The following is a 21,130-nucleotide window of genomic DNA, read 5'->3' as shown; positions in this document are numbered from 1 at the left end:
GAGTCGAGGTCGGTACGCCAGTCGTCCTGGGGAGTGGAGGAAGACCGTGTCCATGAGTGCGCCCAGCCGCAGGAACGACATGAGGTACGTTCCTGCCGGAGCAACGCTCGTTGCAGCGCTTCTGCTGTCGTCATGCGCCGGAGACGACCAGCAAGGTGCGGATACTCGGACGTCCGTGAATCCAGGTTCGGCCGAACCGACGTCCGAGAGTGACAGTTCGCTGCTGTCACAGCAGGGGGTCAACGCCGGGCACCCCTTGGCTGCCGATGCCGGCATGCAGATGCTGGAGCAAGGAGGCAATGCGGTGGATGCTGCCGTTGCAGCGGCATTCGCGGTGTCGGTCGTCGAGCCCTACGCCTCGGGTATGGGCGGGGGAGGGTCAGCCCTGATCGCAGATTCCGATGGTGAAACCTCAGCGATGGATTACCGGGAGGTCGTCGCGCAGGACGGCGTGATTCCAGCATCGAATACCGGTATACCTGGCTTCGTTGAGGGGATGTCGCAGCTCCATGAGGAGCGGGGCAGCCTGGACTGGAGTGAACTGCTCCGCCCCGCAGTGGCGATGGCACAGGGCGGAGTTCCGGTAACCGAGACCCTGGTTCAGCGAATTGCCGCAGGTGGGGGTGCTGCGACCGCGAATCTGGAACAGTTCTGGCCCGGTGGGACCACTCTTGGGGTCGGTGACCGACTCGTACAGACCGACCTGGCTGACACTCTGCGGACTTTACAGAACGAGGGGGCGGAGGCGTTCTACAGCGGCAACCTGGCGGATTCCCTCTCACAGGTAGACGGCATCGACCACGATTCGCTCCGGGAGTACTCGGTCCAGCGGAGCGTGCCACCACAGGGGGAGGTGGGGGACTTCCAGGTTGTGTCCTCGTCACCGGCTCTGCCAGGTTTGGCCCTGATCAGGATGATGCAACGGCTGGAGGACAACGATATCGCGCAGGTCGATCCAGAGTCGGCGGAGTATATTCGACGCGTTTCTGAGGCGTGGGTCGACGCTGAACAGATCGTGCAGACCCAACTCGGAGACTCGGACTTCGTGGATGTGGACGCTGAGTCGATACTGCTGCATTCGGCATCCTCCGACGAAACCCCGCTGGCGTCGGGAAACTCCCCGGTGGCCGACAGTAAGAACATGCTGTCCCCGGGGAACACCACCCACCTGACCGTCGTCGACCGGGACGGGACGGTGGTGTCCATGACCAATACGCTCACGGAATTCTGGGGATCCGGAACCGAGGTGGGGGGATTCTTCCTCAACGACCAGCTCAGTAGGTTCTCGACGGTTAACTCACCGATGAATCAACCCGAACCAGGCAGACGGTCGGTGACCTGGTCTAACCCTGCGCTAGTCCTGGACGGACAGAACCGTCCTGTGCTGGGACTCGGCACGCCGGGTGGGGCGAATATCCTGAACATCCTCGCAAACACCTTGAGCAGGTGGGCATTGCAGGGGCAGACCTTGGAACAGGCGGTGGCGGCACCGAGGTTCCGACTCGATCCCGCGTCGGGCACACTACTGGTCGAACCGGAGATGATGGATGCCCCGGTAGCTTCGGAGCTGGCCCAGTTGCCCTGGCCGACGCAAACCTCCGCGCCGGGCCTGTTCGGCTCAGTCCAGGCACTCGACATCAACTACGACGACGGAAGTGTGTCAGGTCCGACCGACACGCGTCTGGAGGCCGGAACACTGGTCAATGATGTTGAAGGGGAGTGACGGTGCCGGTGTCCGTCTCCGTGTTGGTTGCTGCGGAACGAGTCGAGAGCATCGCCGATGCGCGTCCAACAAGAATCTCCATCGGGCCCTTTCCGACTGTGAGGGCCCACGCACAGCACGCGACGACAATCCCGATGGTCATCAGCCAGAAGGGTTCGGCGTCACGGAATCCTTGCAGTATCTGGGAGCGATCGCTTCCAGGGTGCAGGTTCTGGGTGAAAGCCCACGCAATCCATACAACGAGGTGAGCGGTGTAGGCAGTCAACGGCATCGAGCCGAGGACCCGGACCGGCCAGAAGATACGACTGAGCGGCGTCAGACACAGCAGCACGCACGCCCCTGTCACGGCCAGCGCGAATCCACCCGACCCGACAACTTCGCCGATGCCAGAAGAGTGCGGTTCATCCCGGAGCGCGGACAAGAGTGCCGGACCTCCAGATTCTTCGGCGCGGTCGGCCACGCGACTGATGACACCGTGTCCCGCCACAGTCGACACTCCGCCTACGAGGGTCAACGTGAGTCCGGACCGAAGTAGGTTCCTACTGGTTCGCAGGGTGCGTCCCACGACAAGACCAATGACCAGGAAGGTAAGCCAGACCGGGAATGGATAGAACCAGCCGATGACGGTGGACACCAGTGTCTGCTGGACCAGGGTCTCTCCGCCCAACGCGATGTTGATCGAGGTGACCAGCACAGGCATCGTGACAGCCAAGACTCCGGCGAGAATAACCAGCGTCCGGGTTCGTAGGTTGATTAATCCCGCCGCGAGAAGGAAGAGGATGCCGTACGCGGGCAAGATCACGTTCACTGGAACTCCGGTGCCGACCAGTGCGATGCCTATGATCCAGATGACGGCGGCCCGCGAAGCGAGGTTCCTCCGTACGCCTCGGAGCACGGCGTCGGACTTAAGGTCCGACGGATTGGGGAGGGCTATCGAAAGGGCCAGCGAGACTCCAGCCAGGGTGGCGAACAAGATTGCGGAATGCCCATTGACCAGGGCGCTCCAAGTTGTGGGATCGCGGTACTCGAAGCTTGGTGTGACCGTGAGGTGGGCGGCGAACATTCCGACGATGGCTAAACCGCGAGCGAGATCGATTCCTTGTATCCGACCAGGTGCGGACAACAGCGAATGACGGCCACATCGCATGCGTTGGCTTCCTCCTGGGGACGGGGGTACGGGCGTACGGGCAGTAAAAGGCATTTAGCCGGTGAGTGTAGGGAAAAACCTGGTTCCGATGGAGTCCCTGTCAGTGCCTCCCTCGAGTGGGGCGACGGGAGACGATGACGAGGGGTGTACCAGGAGGACCTCCCGGCAGCGCCAAGTTGCTCGTAGCCTCGGAACCATGAGTGACACACAGATGCAGTACGCACACCTCGGTCGGTCCGGACTTCTTGTGAGCAAAATCGGACTGGGAACGATGAACTTTGGCGACGCCACCAGCCAGGACGATGCCTTCGGCATCATGGATCGTGCCGTGGAACATGGAGTAAACTTCTTCGACTCCGCCGACGTCTACGGTGGACCGCAGTCGCCGGACATGGCGCAGGGCTACGGGACCTCCGAAGAGATTGTCGGCAACTGGTTGGCCAAGTCCGGCAAGCGCGACGACATCGTGCTGGCCACCAAGGCCTACCAGCCGATGGGGCTGGGGCCCAACGACCGTCGCCTGTCGGCCTACCACCTCAAACGCGCCTGCGAGGCGAGCCTGCGTCGGCTGAAGACCGACCATATCGACGTCTACCAGATGCACCACGTTGACCGGGCGACCCCGTTCGAGGAGATCTGGCAGGCCATGGAACAGCTCGTGGCAGAAGGCAAGATCACCTACGTCGGCTCCAGCAACTACGCAGGCTGGGACGTTGCCACCGCCCAGATGACCGCTCGTCAGCGCAATTTCTTGGGCCTCGTCTCCGAGCAGAGCGTGTACAACCTGGCGAACCGGGCAGTCGAGCAGGAGCTCATCCCGGCATTGCAGCACTTTGGAGTCGGCCTGATCCCGTGGAGTCCGCTGGATGCGGGCCTGCTGGCCGGTCGGCCTAAGGACGGCGAGCACACCGAACGCCGCGGTGCCCTCGGGGAGCAGTACGGCGCACTCGCCGGGCAGCTCGAGGACTACGAGGCATTGTGCGCACGGCTTGGCCGCACCCCGGCCGAGGTCGCGCAGGCTTGGTTGCTGCACCAGCCTGCGGTGTCCACCCTGATCGCCGGGTCACGCACGGTCGCTCACCTCGACGCCGCGGTTGATGCACTGGACGTAACCCTGGACCAGGCCACGTTGGACGAGCTGGACCGCATCTGGCCTGGGCCGGGGGAAGCACCGATGTCCTACGCCTGGTGACATCAGCAGATCTCAGGTCGGAGTTGATCCGGCATTCGGACGCCTACGGAAGGAAGCGCAATGTCGTTGAACGAACACTTGTCGCAAGATGAAGCCAGACGGGTAGTCGCAGGTCAAGGGAGCGACGGCCTGTCGAAGATCGTGGAGGATGGTCCGACTAGGCCATGGACACGCCGGCCGAATGGCACGGTGGTTCGCGACCTCTGGCGCGTCGAGAACCTCCCCGCGTCGCCGACTGAGGGGTCCGCCGCCGACGACGAGGTCGTTCTTGCCCCTCCGAAGGCCGGAGTGGTGATCCGGACGACGGTGTTCCCTCCGGAGAATGCGATCTCAGAGGCAGATCGGGCGGCCTACGAGGAAGCGCTTAGTGACATCTATGGAGAACAACAATCGGGTTCAGACGCGCCTTCCGTGCCCGGTATGCACGCCACTGACACCATCGACGTGATGACCGTGGTGGACGGGGAGATCTGGGCGGTCATGGAAGACGGCGAGACATGTCTGAGGCAAGGCGACACGATAGTTCAGAGGGGTACGCGTCACGCCTGGCAGAACCGAAGTGACCATCCGGTCACGGTGGTGACGACGATGTTGCCGGCGGCCGGTGATGGTGGAGAATAGCCCCGAACAAGTCACGGTAGCGACGCGCAGTGATGACGGACGTAGACCATTGACGAGGGGTGTACTCGCAGGGAGCTCCTGACGGAAGACGAACACCGTAGCCTTGACGACATGGACAATAGGGCGCAGGTACGCGAGTTCCTCATGTCCCGGCGTGCAAAGATCACGCCGGACCAGGTCGACATCCCCACATCGGCGAACCGCCGTGTCGAAGGATTGCGGCGCAGCGAAGTAGCCGCATTGGCCGATGTCAGCATCGAGTACTACTCAAAGATTGAACGTGGGAACCTCTCCGGCGTCTCAGATAGTGTGCTCGACGCTATCGCCAGAGCTCTGCAGCTCGATGACGCAGAGCGCGAGCACTTGTTTGACCTCGCTCGTACAGCCCATGGCAGCGCCGAACCTGTTCGACGGCGCAAGCCCAAGAAGTGGGTTCCCCGGCAGAGCCTGATCCGCGCATTGGAAGCAATTACCGTCGGGCCTGCGTTCGTTCGTAATGGTCGAATGGATATCCTCGCCACCAATATGCTCGGCGCTGCATTCTACGACCACGTCATTGATGGCCCCGGAAACGGAAACCTGGCTCGGTTCTGCTTTCTCGATGAACGGGCCAAGGACTTCTATCCGGAGTGGGAAGCAGCCGCTGACGTGACCGTGGCTATTTTACGCACGGAAGCTGGGCGGGATCCCAAGGACAAGCAGCTACATGACCTCATCGGTGAACTCTCCACCTGTAGCGACGAATTCCGAACGCGGTGGGGTGCACATAACGTTCGTCGACATGGTTCGGGCACGAAGAGTTTTCACCATCATGACGCCGGCGATCTCGTCCTGACCTATGAAGGCATGGAGCTGACCGCGGAGCCAGGATTGTCGTTCCTCATCTACACCGCCGAAGCAGGTTCCGAGAGCCAGAAACGACTCGACCTATTGGCTAGTTGGGCCGTGACCAAGCGATTGAACGCAGGCGCGCCCGACGGTTCGACTGCGTCGACAGATAAGGAGACTCATACATGAGGCGCATCGTGAGGCGTGCGGTGGGAAAGTGCCGACGGGAACAGTTCACCAGTAGAGCGTGGGGCGAGTACGTCCCTGACGAAAGCCACCCGAACAGCCAGGAGGAGTAGATCATGCACACCAGAACACTCGGGCAAGGGCTCGACGTCTCGGCGGTCGGGCTCGGCTGCATGGGTATGTCCCAGAGCTACGGCCCCAACCCAGGTAGCCGTGAGGACATGGTCGCTGTGTTGCGCTCCGCCGTCGAGGAGGGGGTGACCTTTTTCGACACCGCTGAGGTTTACGGCCCTTATGTCAATGAGGAGCTCGTCGGCGAAGCCTTGCAGCCCGTGCGTGAACAGGTCGTTGTCGCCACGAAGTTCGGATGGGACATCCAGGACGGTAAGAGCGTCGGTCTGAATAGTCGACCCGAGCAGATCAGGCGAGTCGCCGAAGAATCCCTTACAAGATTGCAAACTGACTCGATCGACTTGTTCTACCAGCACCGAGTCGATCCAGACGTCCCGATTGAGGACGTCGCCGGCACCGTTGGCGAACTGATCACCGAGGGCAAGGTCCGTCACTTCGGCCTCTCTGAAGCCTCGGCAGCAACGATCCGTGCCGCACATTCAGTCCAACCGGTCACTGCGGTGCAGAGCGAATACTCACTGTGGACGCGCGACCCTGAAGCTGAGGTCTTGCCGACACTGGCGGAACTTGGCATAGGCTTCGTGCCGTTCAGCCCACTTGGTAAGGGGTATCTGACCGGCACCGTAGACAATCGGACTCGTTTCAGCGACGGCGACGTACGAACCACCATCCCTCGTTTCAGCGAGAAGAATCGCGCCGCGAATAGGAAGCTCGTCGATCACATCGTCAGGCTCGCCGACACCAAGGGCACGAGTGCCGGTCAAATTGCACTGGCCTGGCTGTTGGCGCAGCAGCCGTGGATCGTTCCGATCCCTGGCACACGCAGTACCGCACGTATCCATGAGAATGCGAAAGCCACGGCGGTGCTCCTGTCCGCTGATGAGAAAGCAGACCTCGACGCCCTTACTCGTCGAGTCGAGGTACAGGGTGATCGTTACAACGACTTCCACCTCGGGCTGGTTGGCCGGTGATGTGACAAGCGCCGCCGTGCTTACGGAGATTGAGAGCCCGCAGGACGTCCCCGTCAATCTTTCGCGTCGGAGTGCCTGCAACCAAGGAGAGGAAAGAACCCATGGAATATGGTCGACTCGGAACGAGTGGATTGAAGGTCAGCAAGATCGTGCTGGGTTGCATGAGCTACGGCGATCCGAACGCTCCCAATGGATTCCCCTGGACACTCGGCGACGAAGCTGCCGAACCGTTGCTGAAACAGGCGCTGGATCTCGGGATTACTTTCTGGGACTCTGCGAACGTGTACGGCGGCGGGACCTCGGAGGAGATCATCGGACGCGCCATGCGCAAATTATCCTCCAGGGAAGAGATCGTGCTCACCTCGAAGCTCTTCTTCCCCATGCATGATGGGCCTGGCGGGCGCGGCCTCTCCCGCAAGGCGGTCATGGAGCAGATCGACGCGACCCTCACTCGGCTTGGCACCGACTATGTCGACCTCTATCAGATCCACCGCTTCGACCCGGAAACACCGGTGGAGGAGACGATGGAGGCGCTGCACGACGTGGTGAAAGCGGGAAAGGCTCGGTATTTGGGCGCGTCGTCAATGTCGGCGTGGCAGTTCTCCAAGATGCAGCACACGGCCCGCATGCACGGCTGGACCCAGTTCGTGTCCATGCAGAATCAGTACAGCCTCCTACAGCGTGAAGAGGAACGGGAGATGTTCCCGCTCCTGGCGGATCAGGGCGTGGCGTCGATTCCATGGAGTCCGCTGGCCAAAGGTCGGTTGACCCGCCCGTTCGGGCAAGCCGGTACGACGAGGTCAGCCAAAGACCCTTCGGCCGAGCGCTTTTTCGACGGGCATGGTGACCGAGACAAGCCGATCATCGACGCCGTCGAGCAGATCTCGTCAGACCGTGGCGTGTCCATGGCCCAAGTTTCCTTGGCGTGGGTGATGCGCAACCCCGGCGTGACCGCCCCGATCGTCGGTGCCACGAAACCGCATCACCTCTCGGACGCTGCGGCGGCCCTTGACCTGCGACTCACCGACGAGGAGGTTGAGCTGCTTGAGAGTAGCTACACCCCGAGGAAACCCACCGGCTACGGCACGCCCTCCGGCGGCTGACACCACGTACCGAAGGAGGTACTTTTTACTATGACTGTGCAGATCAGCGGTGCTACCCGCCTGTTTCCCATCATCGGGGATCCCGTGCGGTATGTGGAATCTCCGAAATGGCTCACACAGACATTCGCCGCTCGCGGGCATGAGGGGATCTGCGTTCCTCTGGAGGTGCCAGACGGCACGCTCGATGTCGTGATGGCGGGGCTCACTGCTTCGCCGAATGTTGACGGGATCCTTGTTACGATGCCGCACAAGCACGCCGCATTCGGTTACTGCTCGACCAGCTCCGAGCGGGCACGCCGGCCAGGCGTGGTCAGTGTCATGCGCAGGAACGCCGATGGCAGTTGGCACGGGGACATGCTCGACGGGCTTGCTTTCGTAAAGGCGCAGGAAGATCGTGGAGCGACAATCGGAGACTCGCGCGTGCTGTTGGTCGGTGCGGGTAGCGCCGGTAGCGCAATCGCGATCGCCTTGCTTGCTGCCGGAGTGCGAGAACTCGTCGTTCATGACACGGATCCCGGACGCATTAGTGCCCTTCGCGACATTGTCGGTAGCGAAGATCGGGACCGGTTCAACGCAGGTGACAATGATCCAACCGGATTCGACCTCGTTTTCAACGCGACGCCGCTTGGCATGAACGACGGGGATCCGTTGCCCGTGAACCCGGAACTCTTGACCTCAGAGATGTTCGTCGGAGATGTGATCGCCGGTCATGGAGTAACCGGACTGATCGCAAGCGCACGAGATGCGGGTTGCAAAACAGCGACCGGGGGCCAGATGGTTGAGGCTGTACAGGATCTCATGGTGGATTTTATGCTCAGCGGACGGTGAACAGGGCGCATAGCGGCCGTCCGACTGCAGGAGTCCGTGGCGAGGGTGTACGGGGAGCAACGGGGGTCAGCAGTCAGGCGCGAACGCTCCCTGTGTACCGGGAAGCACGCCACCGGAACGCGAATACCGGTGACGTGAAGCAGTCGTGAGGGCGCCGCTACTGTTCGACGTCGACGGTGACGTCGCCGCTTTCCAGCTGTTCGAGCTCTTCCAGGGTCGCTTCGTATGTGCCAAGCACGAGAGAGACGTCGGGGCTGTTGCTCTGGTCCTCGGTGTACCAGAAACCGACGTTTCCCCAGGGAATGAAGTAGAGGAAGTCGCCTTGGTTCAGGATCTGCGTCTCTGTGCCCTCGTAGTCGAGTTCGCGCGGAAGGTAACTGATCTTCTCGTTGCCGGCGTACTCTTCGAAATCCAGCGTCAGCGGCAGCATGGAGAGAAAGTCCCTCGCAGCCGGGGTGTCCTCAGTGATGGTCACCTCGACCTCGGTGTCTCCAGCCCGTAGGGAGACGACGGTTCCTGTCACGTCGTCGCTGTCGCCGGCCGTTGAGCCGCTGTCGTTGAGCCCGGGAGTGGGTTCGCTAGACGAGGACTGGGAAGGCGTGGCCGACCCCTCCTCATCAGAGGGGCCCGAGCAGCTGACGAGCAGTGCCGGGATGACGAGGGCAGGCAGGAGTTGGGGCAATCGTGTGCGGGACATACAGGGGTCCTTCCCTCGAGAGGAGGCGTCAGTTGTCCCCTTCGATGATGTTCTTCAGCACGCCCGTCGCGCCCATGCCATTGGGCCAGCCCGCGTAGAACGCCAGCTGCAGCAGAGCCTCCTTGAGCTCCTCGTCGGTGACGCCGTTCTGCCGGGCGAAGTCCAGGTGGAACTGCAGCTGGTCCATCTTGCCCAGCGCGGTCAGCGCGGAGATGGTCACCAGGCTGCGATCGCGCTTGGACAGGCCCTCGCGCTCCCAGACCTCGTCGAACAGGACCTTGTCGGTGTAGTGCACCATGCCGGGCGCGAAGTCGCCGAAGGCATTCTGCCCGCCGGTCCAGCCGGTGTTTTCTGAGTCTTCGGTGTTTTCGGTGTTGTCGGTCATGTCAGCTCCTGTGGTATCGGGAAGAATTGGACGATAGCTCCAGCGAACCATTGCATAACACGACGAGGGAGAGCCTCCCGAGGGGCGTACTGGTGGGGTACCCCAGGTAATCGTTGAGTCCCGTAACGTGGACCGGATGGACACGAGGATCCAGGTAGGCGAAGTCCAAATGTCGCGTCAATCGCCGGTTTTGCTACGAGTAGCCGGAATTCCGGAGACAGGGATGACAGCGGAGGAGAATTCTTCCGCGGTCTCGCAGGGCATACTGAACACCGTTGTTGTTCCGGTAAATAGTGATGAAGTCGGACACGAGCATCGGTACGACCTGACGGGCCCGACCTAGAGATCTTCAGTGCGCGAAGCGATTGTCGAAGGTGTTGTATTTGTCTGCAGCCAGTGGACAGAGTTCTTGTCAACCAAAAGCCACGTTGAGGAAGACAATGAGAATGGGTTCGACGGTCCTGCCTTGGCAGTATTAGACATACCGTGATTCCTCGATGGTATGTCTTTTGTTAGAAAGGGAATATCGGGGCGTATGTGAGCGTCTCCATCGTTAGAGGGTACGCAGAATGTAGCCTTGTTGAGACGGGTACAGCGTGATGGAACTTGCAGGCTCTCGACATGGAGCGCCGAACTCCTTAAGGATTGGGTAGGGTGCGACACGTGGCCCAGGGGTCGATATGAGCAGGGTCCGGCACCTGATTGCCAATACGACCCCTGCCTACGGAGAATTGAGCATTACCGTTCAGGAAGGTCAGATCTGTACTGTTCTACTGAGGGATTGAAAAACGAGACAGAAGCCATATTTCTCAGTTTGTGAAATAAAATAGCGTGTAATAATGTTCACAGTTACGGTAAGTGCGGGCCGCTAACCGTCGGAAGTGCCCCGAGGCCGGGAAACGCCCGTCGAATGATCGCGAAGAAGACGTAGGACTATCAGAGTGTGGAGAGACTAGTGGAAGATGTAGGTGTGGCTGCAGGCAGTGCTACGGCGAATGCTAGCGCCTCAATTTTTTCGAGACGTAGTTCGGTGACTGCTCTCGTCCTGGCATCATTGGGGTTCTTCCTTATTACCCTTGACGTCAGCATCGTGAATCTCGCCCTGCCAAGTATCCGGGAAGATCTCGGAGGCGATATAAGCATGCAGCAGTGGGTACTCGACGGTTATACCCTCTTCTTCGCTGCGCTGTTACTCTGCTTTGGGAACCTCTCGGATCGGATTGGGGCGAAGAGGGCCTTTACGATAGGCATAGCAGCCTTTGGCTTATCTTCGCTATTGTGTGCCGTCGCCCCATCGACGTACCTGCTTATCGGCGCACGCTGTTTGCAGGGGGTTACGGCCGCTCTAATGCTGCCCGCCTCGATGACCTTGATCAGTGAAGGGTACCCAGACTCCCGCCTGCGGTCCAAGGCACTCGGGTTCTGGGCTGCAGGCGGCGCAGTAGCTTCGGCGGCAGGGCCGATGCTCGGCGGCTGGTTGTCCACCTGGGATTGGCGTTTGATCTTTGCGGTCAATATCCCATTCTGCTTAGTGATGATTATCGCCGCCAAGGGATTAGAAAAGTCACCGCGAACACAGTCTCACTTTGATTGGGTAGGCCAATTCCTCGCACTGGTCGGCTTAGTAGCCGTGATCTTCGCCCTGATCGAAGGGGCAATACTGGGGTACGGCGACTTGCGTATCATCACGCTAGCGATCATTGGTATCGCATCACTCGGACTATTCGTTTATGTCCAGTCACGAGTAAAGAGCCCCATGATGCCACTGTCACTATTTGAGGCGGCTCCGATGCGCATTGCGTTGTTTGGGGGTTTCACCTTCATATTTTCTTGGTTTGGGAGCGTGTTCCTTGCGAGTCTCTACCTTCAGCAGAGTATAGGATTGAGTGCGGCAACGGCTGGCCTTATATTCGTCCCCAGTGCAATACTGTCGTTCTTCGGTAATATCGTCAGCGGGCCACTGTCCAATCGCTTCGGCCCACGTTTTCCGGTAATGCTCGGTATGGCGTCGCTAGTCGTTGGTCTGAGCATCTTTGCACTATCCGCGAATCTGGAATCCGCATTGTTCGTGTGTATTTCACTTATCCTGATCGGGGCTGGTGGATCGGTTGCAATGCCGCCCGTCGCAAATGTGGTTCTTGGTAACGCTCCCGCGGGACAATCTGGTGTCGCAAGTGCGGTGTCAAATACGTTTAGGCAGTTGGGTGGAGCACTCGCCATTGCATTGTTCGGTGTTCTCCTATCTCGCAACGGTGACTTCACCATGGGTATGCAACTGAGCCTAGGGATCGCGGGATGTCTCGCCCTTGCCTGCTTGTGTCTTAGCTACCGACTGCCCGGTCGTAGTGGGAGGCTCGTCGATTAGTGTGATCTACCGGTAGAAGAAGGGTCTACGGGTTTCGGACATGGCCATCCCCGGGGCACCGTCGGCCAAGCGGGTTAGGTATTCGATTGGCCGGTCCCCTTGCAGGACGGTCCGCAATCTCGCCGGCGCGGACTGGCTACACACCACACTGGCAGGTCAGCTCCAGTGCGGTGTGGCTTCGGTCGTGAGGTACTTCTCGAATCTTTGTGACTGGTCTAGGAGCAGTGTCGTCTCTCGTCCGAGCATCATCCGCCGGATGGTGTGAAATGCGTGCCACTCCGGGAAACTCCGCAACCAGATCAACGCACAGTGAATCGCGAATAGCCGTTAAAGCGTGGTGGGACTGGAGATCAAATAACCGGAGCGGGAGCGCTCTCAGATACCATTTCCTTCAGGCGGTCGAGTTCAACAGAAGTTGGTTCCTGAGGTGAATATGTCCGGTCTGACGTGATAGCGCCGACTCCAATAGCGCCGTCATTGTAGACAGCTTCCCAATCGGCGTCCTCCTTCTCCTCAACACAGAGTGGCTTATCGTCGCAGACTTCGTGATCGATTGAGTAGGTTCGATCGCCGGACTTAGTGTAGTAGTGATACGCGAAGGCTGCTGACCCTACTTCCACAAACCTCGCTTCGCCGACCTGTCCTTCCGAAGAATCTGGGTAGTTTACGCTCGTGACGAAATCGTGGTGCGAAGTAAGTCCCTGAGATCCGAGCTCCTCGAGAAATTCAACGGCCCAACTTGCCGTCGCGGAGTAGTTCTCCCTTGGGTAGGCTCCGTCTGCGCCGGATCCGGTACTGAACGCGAAGGATGGAACATGATTCTCGATGCCGGCGATTGCAGCACCCAGTGTGCCTGAATCCGTCACGGACGAAGCCAGGTTCAGGCCTGCATTCGGGCCGGCGACGACCATATCAGGACCGTCGGCCCAGTCGACGAGATCGGCAAGTCCGCTGCGGAGTGCGAATTTCACCGTATCGGTAGGCGTTGCGCTCTCCGAGGCTTCGCTACATGTTGAATCGTCCAAGCAGAGGCCGAAGACTGCACCGCCTGCGCCAGCCGTAGAGCAGTCGTCGATGTACTCATTTGGGATGCTGGCATCCTGTGCGGTGAACGAGCCTGAATTGGTGACTGATGTACCGCGGCCGCTCTGTACTGCCCATGGTGCTACGACAACGACATCCGCGCCGGCCTCACATAGATGCTTCCGCATCTCGTAGAGCCCGAGTCCATCAGAATTACGCGAGTTCGAAGCCTGCATAGAATCATCGTTAGTCAAGAGAATCCGGGATCCCTCGAGCGTGTCGTCTGAAGCAGAACTACTTTGGCCTGCCGCTGACGTGACGGCTACTTGAGCCTCGTTGTTCTGTTCTGAACAAGCTGAAGTGAAGAGGAGCGTTGCGGTGCATGCCGCGGCGATCGATCGTGTTGCGCGTCTAACGGTCATCTGAATGTCTCCGTACTGCTCATTTTCGGTTGAGGTTACCTCGTGTCGGCGATTGCCCGTTTCGGACGCGCCTGTGAGGGGAGGGAAGATGAACTTTCGCCCGAGGAGTTATTACTTTCCCGGTAACGCGTTCTCGATCTGTGAATACTACTAAGAAGTGTTCGTCGAGTTGATGCGGCTACTGCGCTCCGTCAACGATCAGCCGTGCGATATGGAGTCCGAGGTAGGCCGTTTCATCGGCAGTCAAGGCGGTGTCGAAGGCCATCTCGATGAAGTAACGTACCTTTACCGCGCACGCCATACACTCCGGGTGGGCGTTCGATATTGCGTCGAACAAGACCGGCTGAGGATCCGTGATCTGTCGATTCGCAGAGACCCGAGCGAATACATACCTGAGGTGGGTGACGAATCTCGCGGCGTTCATGGAACTGCGGTCTACCGTGATGCCGAATGACTTCTCGATAACGTCGAAGATTTTGGCAATGGTCTCTGTCATCTGCATTGCTGTGCCGACGCCGGGGGTGGAGAACTGTGCATTGACGAGATGCATTGCCAATGCGACGGACTCGTTCGGGTCTAAGTCGACTCCCATGATCTGGCTCGCGAGCTCGACTCCGCCTTTCCCGATATTGTATTCGTCGGGATATAGTTGGCGAACTTCCCAGTGGAGTGGAAACTCCGTGGTTTCGCCTTGCTGTGCTCGGAGCATTGCGAAATGCAGATGGTCCGCTAATGGGAGGATAATGGCTTGACTTACTCGTAGGCCCAGTGCATCTTTTGCGCGCTCGGCGATGCGAGCCGCTGCCCGGACGCAGACCAAAGGGGTGTCGGCAAGAACATCGAGTAGTCGTGAGCTCGCTGCATCCTCACTCGCGAGGAAGACCTGTTCGATCCTCGACGTGTCGAGGTAGGCACCTTGCTTGACCCCGAAACCTACTCCACGTCCGAGGGCGACGTACTCTCTATCCTCGTCGTCAAGTGCGAGGACTGCATTGTTTCCAATCACTCGTTTGACCGACATCTGTGGGTTCTGCGTCACGGCGCGTCTCAATCCTTCTGTCCGGTTACCGAAGCTCTCGCCCGGCACTAGCAATGACTTGCTGGTACCAGTAGAAGCTGTCCTTGGGGATTCGCGCGAGGTCCTTCAGGTCGTCTTCATCCCGGTTGACATAGATGAAACCGTAGCGTTTCCCGATCCCCTGATGCGTTGAGACCAGGTCGATAGCGGTCCAGGGGCAATACCCGAAGACGTCGACTCCGTCACTGATTGCCAGCTGGATCTGCTCGAGGTGCTGGCGTAGGTAGTCGATTCGGTAATCATCGTGTATTTGGCCGTCGACGAGTTCGTCGAAAGCCCCGAGGCCATTTTCGGTGATGATCAGAGGGAGCCGGTAGCGGTCCCACAGCCGGCGCATCGTGGTGCGGAATCCGACGGGGTCAATCTCCCATCCGAACGCATTCGTCGGAAGATGCTCGTTCCTGACAGCCCGGTACAGCCCGACTTCACCTCGGACGATTTGCTGGTCGCCGCCCCGCGTCTGAATGTCCGATGCGTCTCCGCGAGAGGCTCCTACTGTCTGCGTGGAGTAGTAGTTGAACGCGAGAAAGTCAGGTTTCGCAGCGGCCAAGACTTCGGCGTCGCCGTCCTCGGTGTCGGGTTGCCACCCTCGCTCAGCGAGGTAGGCCCAGGCCAGCGGGTGGTAGACGCCGCGTATGGCGACGTCCAGATACAGAAGGTTCCGGATCGCATCCCAGTCGTCGGCGGCGATCACGTCCTCCGGTGCGCATGTTGCTGGGTAGACAGAGACGATGTTGGGCGCAGGCCCGATTTTTGCTGCGGGTAGGAGTTCGTGGCAGAGCGACATTGCCCGAGCCTGGGCCAGAAACATGTGGTGATTCTGCTGGTAGATCGTCTTCTCGTCTGCGACACCGCTGCGTCCGGTGGTTCCAATGGCCTTTCCGTGGAGCACCATCATATTTTGTTCGTTGATGGTCAACCAATGGTTGACCTTTTCCCCGAACTCTTCGAACACAATCCGGGCATATCGTTCGAAGGCATCGATGGTGGAGCGGTTGGACCAGCCACCTTCTTCGTCTAGTTTTGCGGGGAGGTCGAAGTGGTACAGGGTGGCGACGGGTTCGATGCCCTTCTCGAGCAACTTGTCGATGACGTGGTGATAGTGGTCGATGCCCGCTTGATTGATCTCTCCGTCCCCATCTGGAATTATCCGTGTCCAGGCGATCGAGAAGCGATATGCCCGGAGCCCCAACTCGGCGAACAGATCGATATCCTCTGCATACCGGTGGTAGTGGTCGCTGGCGACGGTGAAGTCCGCCACGTCCTCAGGCCGGTTTTCGAGTATGTCGATTACCGAAGGGCCCTTCCCTTCGGAATCAGAGGCTCCTTCCACCTGGTAGGCGGATGTGGATGCTCCCCAGAGGAAGTTTTCTGGGAATGGCTGTAGGTTCTGGTACTGCACGGCGTTAGTCTCCTTGTCGTGGTGGCTATGTCGAGTTGACTTGGACTATCGAGTGACTTTCAAGATAGGCTCCCCGGCGATTACTTCGTCGGCTAGGCCGGGGGTGACCGTAGCAGATTCCGCGTCTGTCGCATTCGTGACAACTACGATGACCGTCGAGGGGTGGCCTGCATCTGCGATTGCTTCGAGGTCAATATTTGCGAGGTCTTGTCCTGCCTTTACGGAGTCTCCCTTACTGACGGCTGAGGTGAATCCGGCACCCTTCATCTGCACAGTGTCGATGCCTATGTGGACAAGCACCTCGACACCTTCGTCTGTCCGGATCCCGTAGGCGTGACCGGACTTCATGGCGGCGATGACTTTTCCGCTGACTGGTGAGACCACCTGCCCGTTGGCCGGGTCGATGCCGATGCCTGGCCCCATGGCTCCGGACGAGAAGGCCGCGTCTGGTAGTTCTTCCAGGGGAACAACGCGCCCCTGTACCGGTGAGGTGACCTCGGTCAGCCTCGTGAGTGTCGCCGTACCGCCGCGACTATCTTCGGCCTTGGGGGTATGGCTTTCCCCCTCGGGCTCTAGCGTAAGCCCGTCTGCGATTTCTGCGTCCTGCTCGGCATCCGCTTTCTCGAATCTAAACGACAACATGAGCGTTGCACCGGCACTGACGACGGCGCTGATGGCCAGCGCAATCAGAATGTTGAAGAAGAACTGTAGGGTATCGCCTCCGATGTAGAGGAAGACAGCAGGAAGGCCAGAGGTGCCGACGGCGAATCGGTGCGTCGCAGTCAAGCCAACGTACAGCCCGCCCGCGCCGCCGCCGATCATCGCGCCGATCAGCGGATACTTCTTCGGCAGGGCAACTCCGTACAGCGAGGGCTCGGTGATGCCCATCAGGCCGGTGATGCCGCCAGCGGTCGCAATCTGACGCAGCTTCTTCTCCTTGGTGCGTACCGCGACGACGAGGCTTGCCACACCCATCGCGATGTTGGAGACGATCGCCCCTGGTCCGAAGATGCTGTCATGTCCCATTTGCGCCAGCTGCGCGAACCCGAGGGGTGCAATCGCGTTGTGGATGCCGAACATCACCATGATGGGGAGTAGGGAGCCGATGATCACGGGCGGTATCCACGGCGCGTTATCGGTCAGGAAGGTAAAGAAGTTCGCCAACCAGCCGCCCATAACGGTGCCGATCGGCCCCAAGACGACAAGCGCGAGTGTGCCCATGACGAGGAAGACAACCATCGGGACGACGACAAGTTTGATCGCATTGGGAATGACGCGGTCGAGCCACCGCTCGAAGTAGGACTGTACGAAGATGATCAACAAGATCGGAATGACTGTTGATCCGTACGAGGCGAGGGTCACGGGGATGACCTCGAACAGGCGTACCGGCTCTCCTCCGTCGACCAGGCCGGTCCAGGTGGGGTGCAGCATCATTGCCGCCACCACGCCTGCGAGGTAGCGGTTCGTCTTCAGCTTGTCTGCCGCCGACACGGCCACGAAGATCGGGAGGAAGTAGAAGACCGCGTTCGACATGAACGACAGCACGACGTAGGTCTGTGACTCTGTCGTGATCGCGTTGGTGACCACCAGGATTGCGAGCAGTGCCATGATCATGCCGGCACCGGAGAGGGCGGGCACGATCGGCTGGAATGTCCCGGCAATGAAGTCGATGATCGATCCGAGAATGCTTCTCTTCTTCTTCGAATCATCGGCGTCGTCGTCGGTGCTCTCCGTGGAGACTCCCGAACCCGCCAGCTCGCGGTCTATCTCCTCGAACACGCTCTTGACGTGTGTTCCGATCACGACCTGGAACGTGCCGCCGGCGCTCCGCGTGGTGGCTACTCCGTCGGTGGAGTTGAGCTCGTCGACCGCTACTTTTGCTTCGTCGCGTAGCTCGAAGCGCAACCTAGTCTGGCAGTGGTATGCCGAGCTGATATTGCTCGGCCCTCCCACCAGCTCGATGATGCGCTCAGCCAGAGGCGCATATTTCGTACTCATTCTCGTCTGACCATCCTCTACTGTGAAAACATAGAAAAGGACCCGAGCATCGATACCCGGATCCCGGGGGTATCAGAGCTCAGGTCCTGCTTCGCGTCAGACGAATAACATCCTGGGTCTCAAGCAAATGATTGCTTCTTCGAAACCGTACATTGTGAGTCGAGTCACGTCAATAGCATGGTTGGGTCAGGCTTACTTGAAGGGTTCGGCGTTCGGCACTGGCGCGACCACCTGTCCGTCAGGGCGCGCGCCGACATGTTTTTCGGCGCAACCTCGTGGTTCCGAGCTGATCGGTGCCGACATGGCACCCGGATGGACGGTTATCCTGGACGGCATGACTGACCGCCCCGTCACCCGGCACACCATCTTCCAGAACTCCCTGATGACCGCCCTGCTCGACGGCATCTACGACGGTGAGATGACCGTCGGCGAGCTGCTCGGCAAGGGCAACTTCGGCCTGGGCACGTTCGACGCCCTGGACGGGGAGATGGTCATCATCGACGGCACCTGCTACCAGCTGCGTCACGACGGCAGCGCCACCCGCGCCGACCTGGAGGCACGTAGCCCCTATGCGGTGGCGACGAACTTTGTGCCGCGGATCCGGCGTCGGGCACCGGAGAACATCCGGCGCTCCGAGCTCTCCGACTTCATCGATGACATGACACCTTCGGCGAACTACATGTACGCCGTGCGCATTACCGGACGCTTCAGCGACGTCACGACCCGCACCGTGGTGCGTCAGTCGAAGCCGTACCCGCCGATGACGCAGGCCGTCGGTGACGACGCCGAACAGCACTTCACCGACGTCTCCGGGGTCATCGCCGGTTTCCGTACGCCGGTGTTCGAGAAGGGCATCTCGGTGCCGGGCTGCCACGTGCACTTCATCGACGACGGCCGCACCGTCGGCGGGCACGTCCTGGACTTCACCCTCGCGGAAGGCAAGATCGAACTGTGCCCGGGCACGGACCTGGACCTGCGCCTTCCGCTGAACTCGACGTTCTCCGAGGCGAACCTCGACCCCGAGGACCTCGACGAGCAGCTGCACGCCACCGAGGTCAAGGACTGAGCGGGCAGCCCACTGGCGCGGCAGAGCGGGAGATGGGATGGTTCTTGTGCAGGTGATGGTGAGGAAACTATCGTCAGTACATGTCCATGATTCAGGTGCGAAACGTTCCCGAGGATCTGCATCGACGCCTGAAGGCTCGGGCCGCGAGTGAGGGGATTACGCTCTCCGACTTGGTGCTCCGTGAACTTGCTCGCACTGCGGAGGTTCCCACCGCGCACGAGCTCAGTGAGTACTTCGCACAGAGGAACCCTGTCTCGGGCGGTGGGGAATCGGCGACCGATGCGATTCGGGCAATGCGGGGCGCCGGTCAGTCGCAGTAAGTGTCCCGGATTGGGAACGGTTGGTAGTGGTTGTCCACAAAGGCGGGGCTGAACTGGACGGAAAAGAGGCAGTGGGGGTCCGCAGCTACAACATCTGATCGGCCCCGGCTCTGCGGCGCTCCTCTGAATTACTGGAAGTCAGCCAACGGGTACGCCGTGATGCTCGAGAGTAGCCACGGCATTGGTCGCGTCATTACAGGTAACTTCGATCACTTTGCGGTTCGTCCTGGTGATCCGGAATCCCGTGCCGCTGCCGGTGATGAGGCCGGTACCACTGCCGTTGATCCGCCATCCCCAGCCGCCCCAGTTGCCAGGCTGAATGTGGACGATCTGGACATGGGAGATCTCGGACAAGGGAACACTCTTTCTCGGAATTCCGAGGGGGGAACTGTAGCTGAAACCGTCGGCGTCGATGCGCAGACGCCAGCTGCTGCTCGAGGCAATGGCGACTCCGAGGCAGATGATGAGAAGGAGAAGGCTCCACAGCGGGACGCCGGACCCGAGGCACAACAGGATTGAGCCCGCGATCACGATGTACATGACGACCTGCACCCAGGCGTTCATCGTCTCCGTCCGGAACCAGGCGACGGTTCCTCGCGTGGGAACGTCCAGGCTTGTCGGCGAAGGCAGCTTCTCGCCAGTGGCCGCCGGGGTTGGACGTCCGAGGAGGGCAGTTCCCACGGCGACGACCAGCGGTAAGGCGACTATCCAGACGACCGTCGCAGTACTGAGTCGGGCTTGCGACGCATCACTGAGGCCCTGCTGGTCGATGAATAGTCTGACCTGGAGCACCGCCATCAGGGCCACCGAAAATCCGACGACTCCGGCGTTGAGGCGTGCAGCTCGTCCGGAGGACATGCCGCCACGGCTCATGACGGCAAAGATGACCAGTGTGGCCGCAGCAATACCACTCAGCGATGCAACGATCGCGGCGGGCGAACCGAAGCCGTCAGCTGTCCCGTCGCCGCTGAAATGCTGCGCCATGGGGTCGGGGACACTGTCCGCAATCAGTGCGGCCCACAAGACGGAACCGATGAGGAGCACTACGAGGGGGATGGTGGTTGCCGCAATGTAGCGGCGGATCGGTGATGCGGCGGAATCGTCGCCCGTCATGAGAGGCCACTTTCTTTGAGAAGTCTGGTGAGGTGGGAGAGGGATATGCCGCGACGAGAAGCCAGCGAGGCGAGGTCGTCGACTGCTGAGGTCAGCGGGTCGTTGTCGGCAGACTGGTCGAGGACGATTGCGCCCCGGCCTCTACGGAGTTCGATGAATCCCGCGTCACGCAGTCCTCGGTACGCCTGGAGAACGGTGTTTCGGTTGATGCTCAGCGACTCGGAGAGCTGGCCGGCTGTCGGCAGCTTCTCTCCAGGCGGCACCGCCCCATCCTTGATCTGCTCTGAGATCTGCCCCATGATCTGCAGGTACATCGACTCGGGGTTGGCGTGGTCGATCGCGATGATCATAAACAGAGACTATATCAACTAGTACAACTGGCACAAGGTCGGCCCGAGCTGCCGGTGTGGGAGGCTCGGGCCTTGCACAATCGAAGCCACCGCCGGATGTTAGCCCGCGCCCCGTGCCCGATTCCGTCTTTTGGTGGCGACGGATCACCGGATCCGGTACGGAAAGCGGTATTGATATCG

The 21,130-nt window shown here is 60.1% G+C and carries 19 protein-coding genes; 10 read left to right on the top strand and 9 right to left on the bottom strand.

The genetic code is table 11. From position 1 onward, the window contains the following. The first annotated feature begins 274 nt into the window (after positions 1–274). A complete protein-coding gene (locus ACT3SZ_RS10705) occupies positions 275–1,723 on the top strand; it encodes a gamma-glutamyltransferase (RefSeq protein ID WP_444618530.1) in 1,449 nt (482 codons plus the stop codon). Here the strand turns inward: ACT3SZ_RS10705 and ACT3SZ_RS10700 are convergent. Beyond that, complete coding sequence (locus tag ACT3SZ_RS10700) at positions 1,701–2,870, bottom strand: heparan-alpha-glucosaminide N-acetyltransferase domain-containing protein (RefSeq protein ID WP_444618529.1); 1,170 nt, start codon at positions 2,868–2,870, stop codon at positions 1,701–1,703. The two genes, ACT3SZ_RS10705 and ACT3SZ_RS10700, sit on opposite strands and share 23 nt — an antisense overlap. Positions 2,871–3,066: 196 nt before the next feature. On the opposite strand from ACT3SZ_RS10700, the gene ACT3SZ_RS10695 reads away from it, so the two are divergent. The 6 genes from ACT3SZ_RS10695 (at position 3,067) to ACT3SZ_RS10670 (ending at position 8,731) form a co-directional block, all read left to right on the top strand. Further along, positions 3,067–4,062 carry an aldo/keto reductase gene (locus ACT3SZ_RS10695; protein WP_444618528.1) on the top strand — a complete coding sequence of 332 codons (996 nt, stop codon included), beginning with the start codon at positions 3,067–3,069 and terminating at the stop codon, positions 4,060–4,062. Between the two features lie 60 nt (positions 4,063–4,122). Next, positions 4,123–4,683 (top strand): cupin domain-containing protein, encoded by a 561-nt coding sequence (locus tag ACT3SZ_RS10690; RefSeq protein WP_444618527.1) that lies wholly within the window; start codon positions 4,123–4,125, stop codon positions 4,681–4,683. A 111-nt stretch (positions 4,684–4,794) separates the two neighbouring features. Beyond that, complete coding sequence (locus tag ACT3SZ_RS10685; RefSeq protein WP_444618526.1) at positions 4,795–5,700, top strand: helix-turn-helix transcriptional regulator; 906 nt, start codon at positions 4,795–4,797, stop codon at positions 5,698–5,700. Positions 5,701–5,813: 113 nt separating this feature from the next. Further along, positions 5,814–6,800, top strand: a complete 987-nt coding sequence (locus tag ACT3SZ_RS10680) for an aldo/keto reductase (RefSeq protein ID WP_444618525.1) — start codon at positions 5,814–5,816, stop codon at positions 6,798–6,800. Positions 6,801–6,901: 101 nt separating this feature from the next. Further along, the gene (locus ACT3SZ_RS10675) at positions 6,902–7,903 is read left to right on the top strand and encodes an aldo/keto reductase (protein WP_444618524.1); all 1,002 of its coding nucleotides are present in this window, start codon (positions 6,902–6,904) and stop codon (positions 7,901–7,903) included. A 30-nt stretch (positions 7,904–7,933) separates the two neighbouring features. Beyond that, positions 7,934–8,731, top strand: coding sequence for a shikimate dehydrogenase family protein (locus ACT3SZ_RS10670; RefSeq protein WP_444618523.1), 798 nt, complete (start codon positions 7,934–7,936; stop codon positions 8,729–8,731). A 157-nt stretch (positions 8,732–8,888) separates the two neighbouring features. Here the strand turns inward: ACT3SZ_RS10670 and ACT3SZ_RS10665 are convergent, their stop codons facing one another. After that, entirely contained in the window at positions 8,889–9,428 is a 540-nt protein-coding gene (locus ACT3SZ_RS10665) for a cyclophilin-like fold protein (protein ID WP_444618522.1), read from the bottom strand. A gap of 28 nt (positions 9,429–9,456) precedes the next feature. Next, on the bottom strand, positions 9,457–9,813 hold the full coding sequence (locus ACT3SZ_RS10660) for a carboxymuconolactone decarboxylase family protein (RefSeq protein ID WP_444618521.1): 357 nt from the start codon (positions 9,811–9,813) through the stop codon (positions 9,457–9,459). Between the two features lie 1,030 nt (positions 9,814–10,843). Between ACT3SZ_RS10660 and ACT3SZ_RS10655 the strand changes: the two genes are divergently transcribed. Beyond that, positions 10,844–12,178, top strand: a complete 1,335-nt coding sequence (locus ACT3SZ_RS10655) for an MFS transporter (protein WP_444618520.1) — start codon at positions 10,844–10,846, stop codon at positions 12,176–12,178. A 350-nt stretch (positions 12,179–12,528) separates the two neighbouring features. Here the strand turns inward: ACT3SZ_RS10655 and ACT3SZ_RS10650 are convergent, their stop codons facing one another. The 4 genes from ACT3SZ_RS10650 to ACT3SZ_RS10635 form a co-directional block, all read right to left on the bottom strand. Further along, a complete protein-coding gene (locus ACT3SZ_RS10650) occupies positions 12,529–13,455 on the bottom strand; it encodes a 5'/3'-nucleotidase SurE (RefSeq protein ID WP_444618519.1) in 927 nt (308 codons plus the stop codon). Positions 13,456–13,801: 346 nt separating this feature from the next. Then, positions 13,802–14,662 carry a PRD domain-containing protein gene (locus ACT3SZ_RS10645; protein WP_444618518.1) on the bottom strand — a complete coding sequence of 287 codons (861 nt, stop codon included), beginning with the start codon at positions 14,660–14,662 and terminating at the stop codon, positions 13,802–13,804. Between the two features lie 25 nt (positions 14,663–14,687). Further along, positions 14,688–16,103, bottom strand: a complete 1,416-nt coding sequence (locus ACT3SZ_RS10640) for a glycoside hydrolase family 1 protein (protein WP_444618517.1) — start codon at positions 16,101–16,103, stop codon at positions 14,688–14,690. Positions 16,104–16,148: 45 nt separating this feature from the next. Next, complete coding sequence (locus ACT3SZ_RS10635) at positions 16,149–18,101, bottom strand: beta-glucoside-specific PTS transporter subunit IIABC (RefSeq protein WP_444618516.1); 1,953 nt, start codon at positions 18,099–18,101, stop codon at positions 16,149–16,151. Positions 18,102–18,435: 334 nt separating this feature from the next. Between ACT3SZ_RS10635 and budA the strand changes: the two genes are divergently transcribed. Both budA and ACT3SZ_RS10625 read left to right on the top strand, forming a co-directional pair. Continuing rightward, entirely contained in the window at positions 18,436–19,167 is a 732-nt protein-coding gene (gene budA / locus ACT3SZ_RS10630; RefSeq protein WP_444618515.1) for an acetolactate decarboxylase, read from the top strand. 80 nt (positions 19,168–19,247) lie between these two features. Continuing rightward, entirely contained in the window at positions 19,248–19,487 is a 240-nt protein-coding gene (locus ACT3SZ_RS10625) for a FitA-like ribbon-helix-helix domain-containing protein (protein WP_444618514.1), read from the top strand. A gap of 138 nt (positions 19,488–19,625) precedes the next feature. Here the strand turns inward: ACT3SZ_RS10625 and ACT3SZ_RS10620 are convergent, their stop codons facing one another. Beyond that, positions 19,626–20,600 carry a DUF1648 domain-containing protein gene (locus ACT3SZ_RS10620; protein WP_444618513.1) on the bottom strand — a complete coding sequence of 325 codons (975 nt, stop codon included), beginning with the start codon at positions 20,598–20,600 and terminating at the stop codon, positions 19,626–19,628. Beyond that, positions 20,597–20,950, bottom strand: a complete 354-nt coding sequence (locus ACT3SZ_RS10615; RefSeq protein ID WP_444618512.1) for a GntR family transcriptional regulator — start codon at positions 20,948–20,950, stop codon at positions 20,597–20,599. Before ACT3SZ_RS10615 ends, ACT3SZ_RS10620 begins: the two co-directional genes overlap by 4 nt. Positions 20,951–21,130: the final 180 nt, after the last annotated feature.

This window comes from Corynebacterium sp. AOP40-9SA-29, assembly GCF_052377405.1.
In the GTDB taxonomy this organism is placed as follows: Bacteria; Actinomycetota; Actinomycetes; order Mycobacteriales; family Mycobacteriaceae; genus Corynebacterium.
Note: the sequence above shows the minus strand (reverse complement) of the source record. Positions and strands in the feature narration are given on the sequence as shown.

Coding starts and splice junctions, on each gene's coding strand:
- ACT3SZ_RS10705 (WP_444618530.1), top strand. CDS start 275: ATGCAGATGCTGGAGCAAGGAGGCAATGCGGTGGATGCTGCCGTTGCA.
- ACT3SZ_RS10700 (WP_444618529.1), bottom strand. CDS start 2,870: ATGCGATGTGGCCGTCATTCGCTGTTGTCCGCACCTGGTCGGATACAA.
- ACT3SZ_RS10695 (WP_444618528.1), top strand. CDS start 3,067: ATGAGTGACACACAGATGCAGTACGCACACCTCGGTCGGTCCGGACTT.
- ACT3SZ_RS10690 (WP_444618527.1), top strand. CDS start 4,123: ATGTCGTTGAACGAACACTTGTCGCAAGATGAAGCCAGACGGGTAGTC.
- ACT3SZ_RS10685 (WP_444618526.1), top strand. CDS start 4,795: ATGGACAATAGGGCGCAGGTACGCGAGTTCCTCATGTCCCGGCGTGCA.
- ACT3SZ_RS10680 (WP_444618525.1), top strand. CDS start 5,814: ATGCACACCAGAACACTCGGGCAAGGGCTCGACGTCTCGGCGGTCGGG.
- ACT3SZ_RS10675 (WP_444618524.1), top strand. CDS start 6,902: ATGGAATATGGTCGACTCGGAACGAGTGGATTGAAGGTCAGCAAGATC.
- ACT3SZ_RS10670 (WP_444618523.1), top strand. CDS start 7,934: ATGACTGTGCAGATCAGCGGTGCTACCCGCCTGTTTCCCATCATCGGG.
- ACT3SZ_RS10665 (WP_444618522.1), bottom strand. CDS start 9,428: ATGTCCCGCACACGATTGCCCCAACTCCTGCCTGCCCTCGTCATCCCG.
- ACT3SZ_RS10660 (WP_444618521.1), bottom strand. CDS start 9,813: ATGACCGACAACACCGAAAACACCGAAGACTCAGAAAACACCGGCTGG.
- ACT3SZ_RS10635 (WP_444618516.1), bottom strand. CDS start 18,101: ATGAGTACGAAATATGCGCCTCTGGCTGAGCGCATCATCGAGCTGGTG.
- budA (WP_444618515.1), top strand. CDS start 18,436: ATGACTGACCGCCCCGTCACCCGGCACACCATCTTCCAGAACTCCCTG.
- ACT3SZ_RS10625 (WP_444618514.1), top strand. CDS start 19,248: ATGTCCATGATTCAGGTGCGAAACGTTCCCGAGGATCTGCATCGACGC.
- ACT3SZ_RS10620 (WP_444618513.1), bottom strand. CDS start 20,600: ATGACGGGCGACGATTCCGCCGCATCACCGATCCGCCGCTACATTGCG.
- ACT3SZ_RS10615 (WP_444618512.1), bottom strand. CDS start 20,950: ATGATCATCGCGATCGACCACGCCAACCCCGAGTCGATGTACCTGCAG.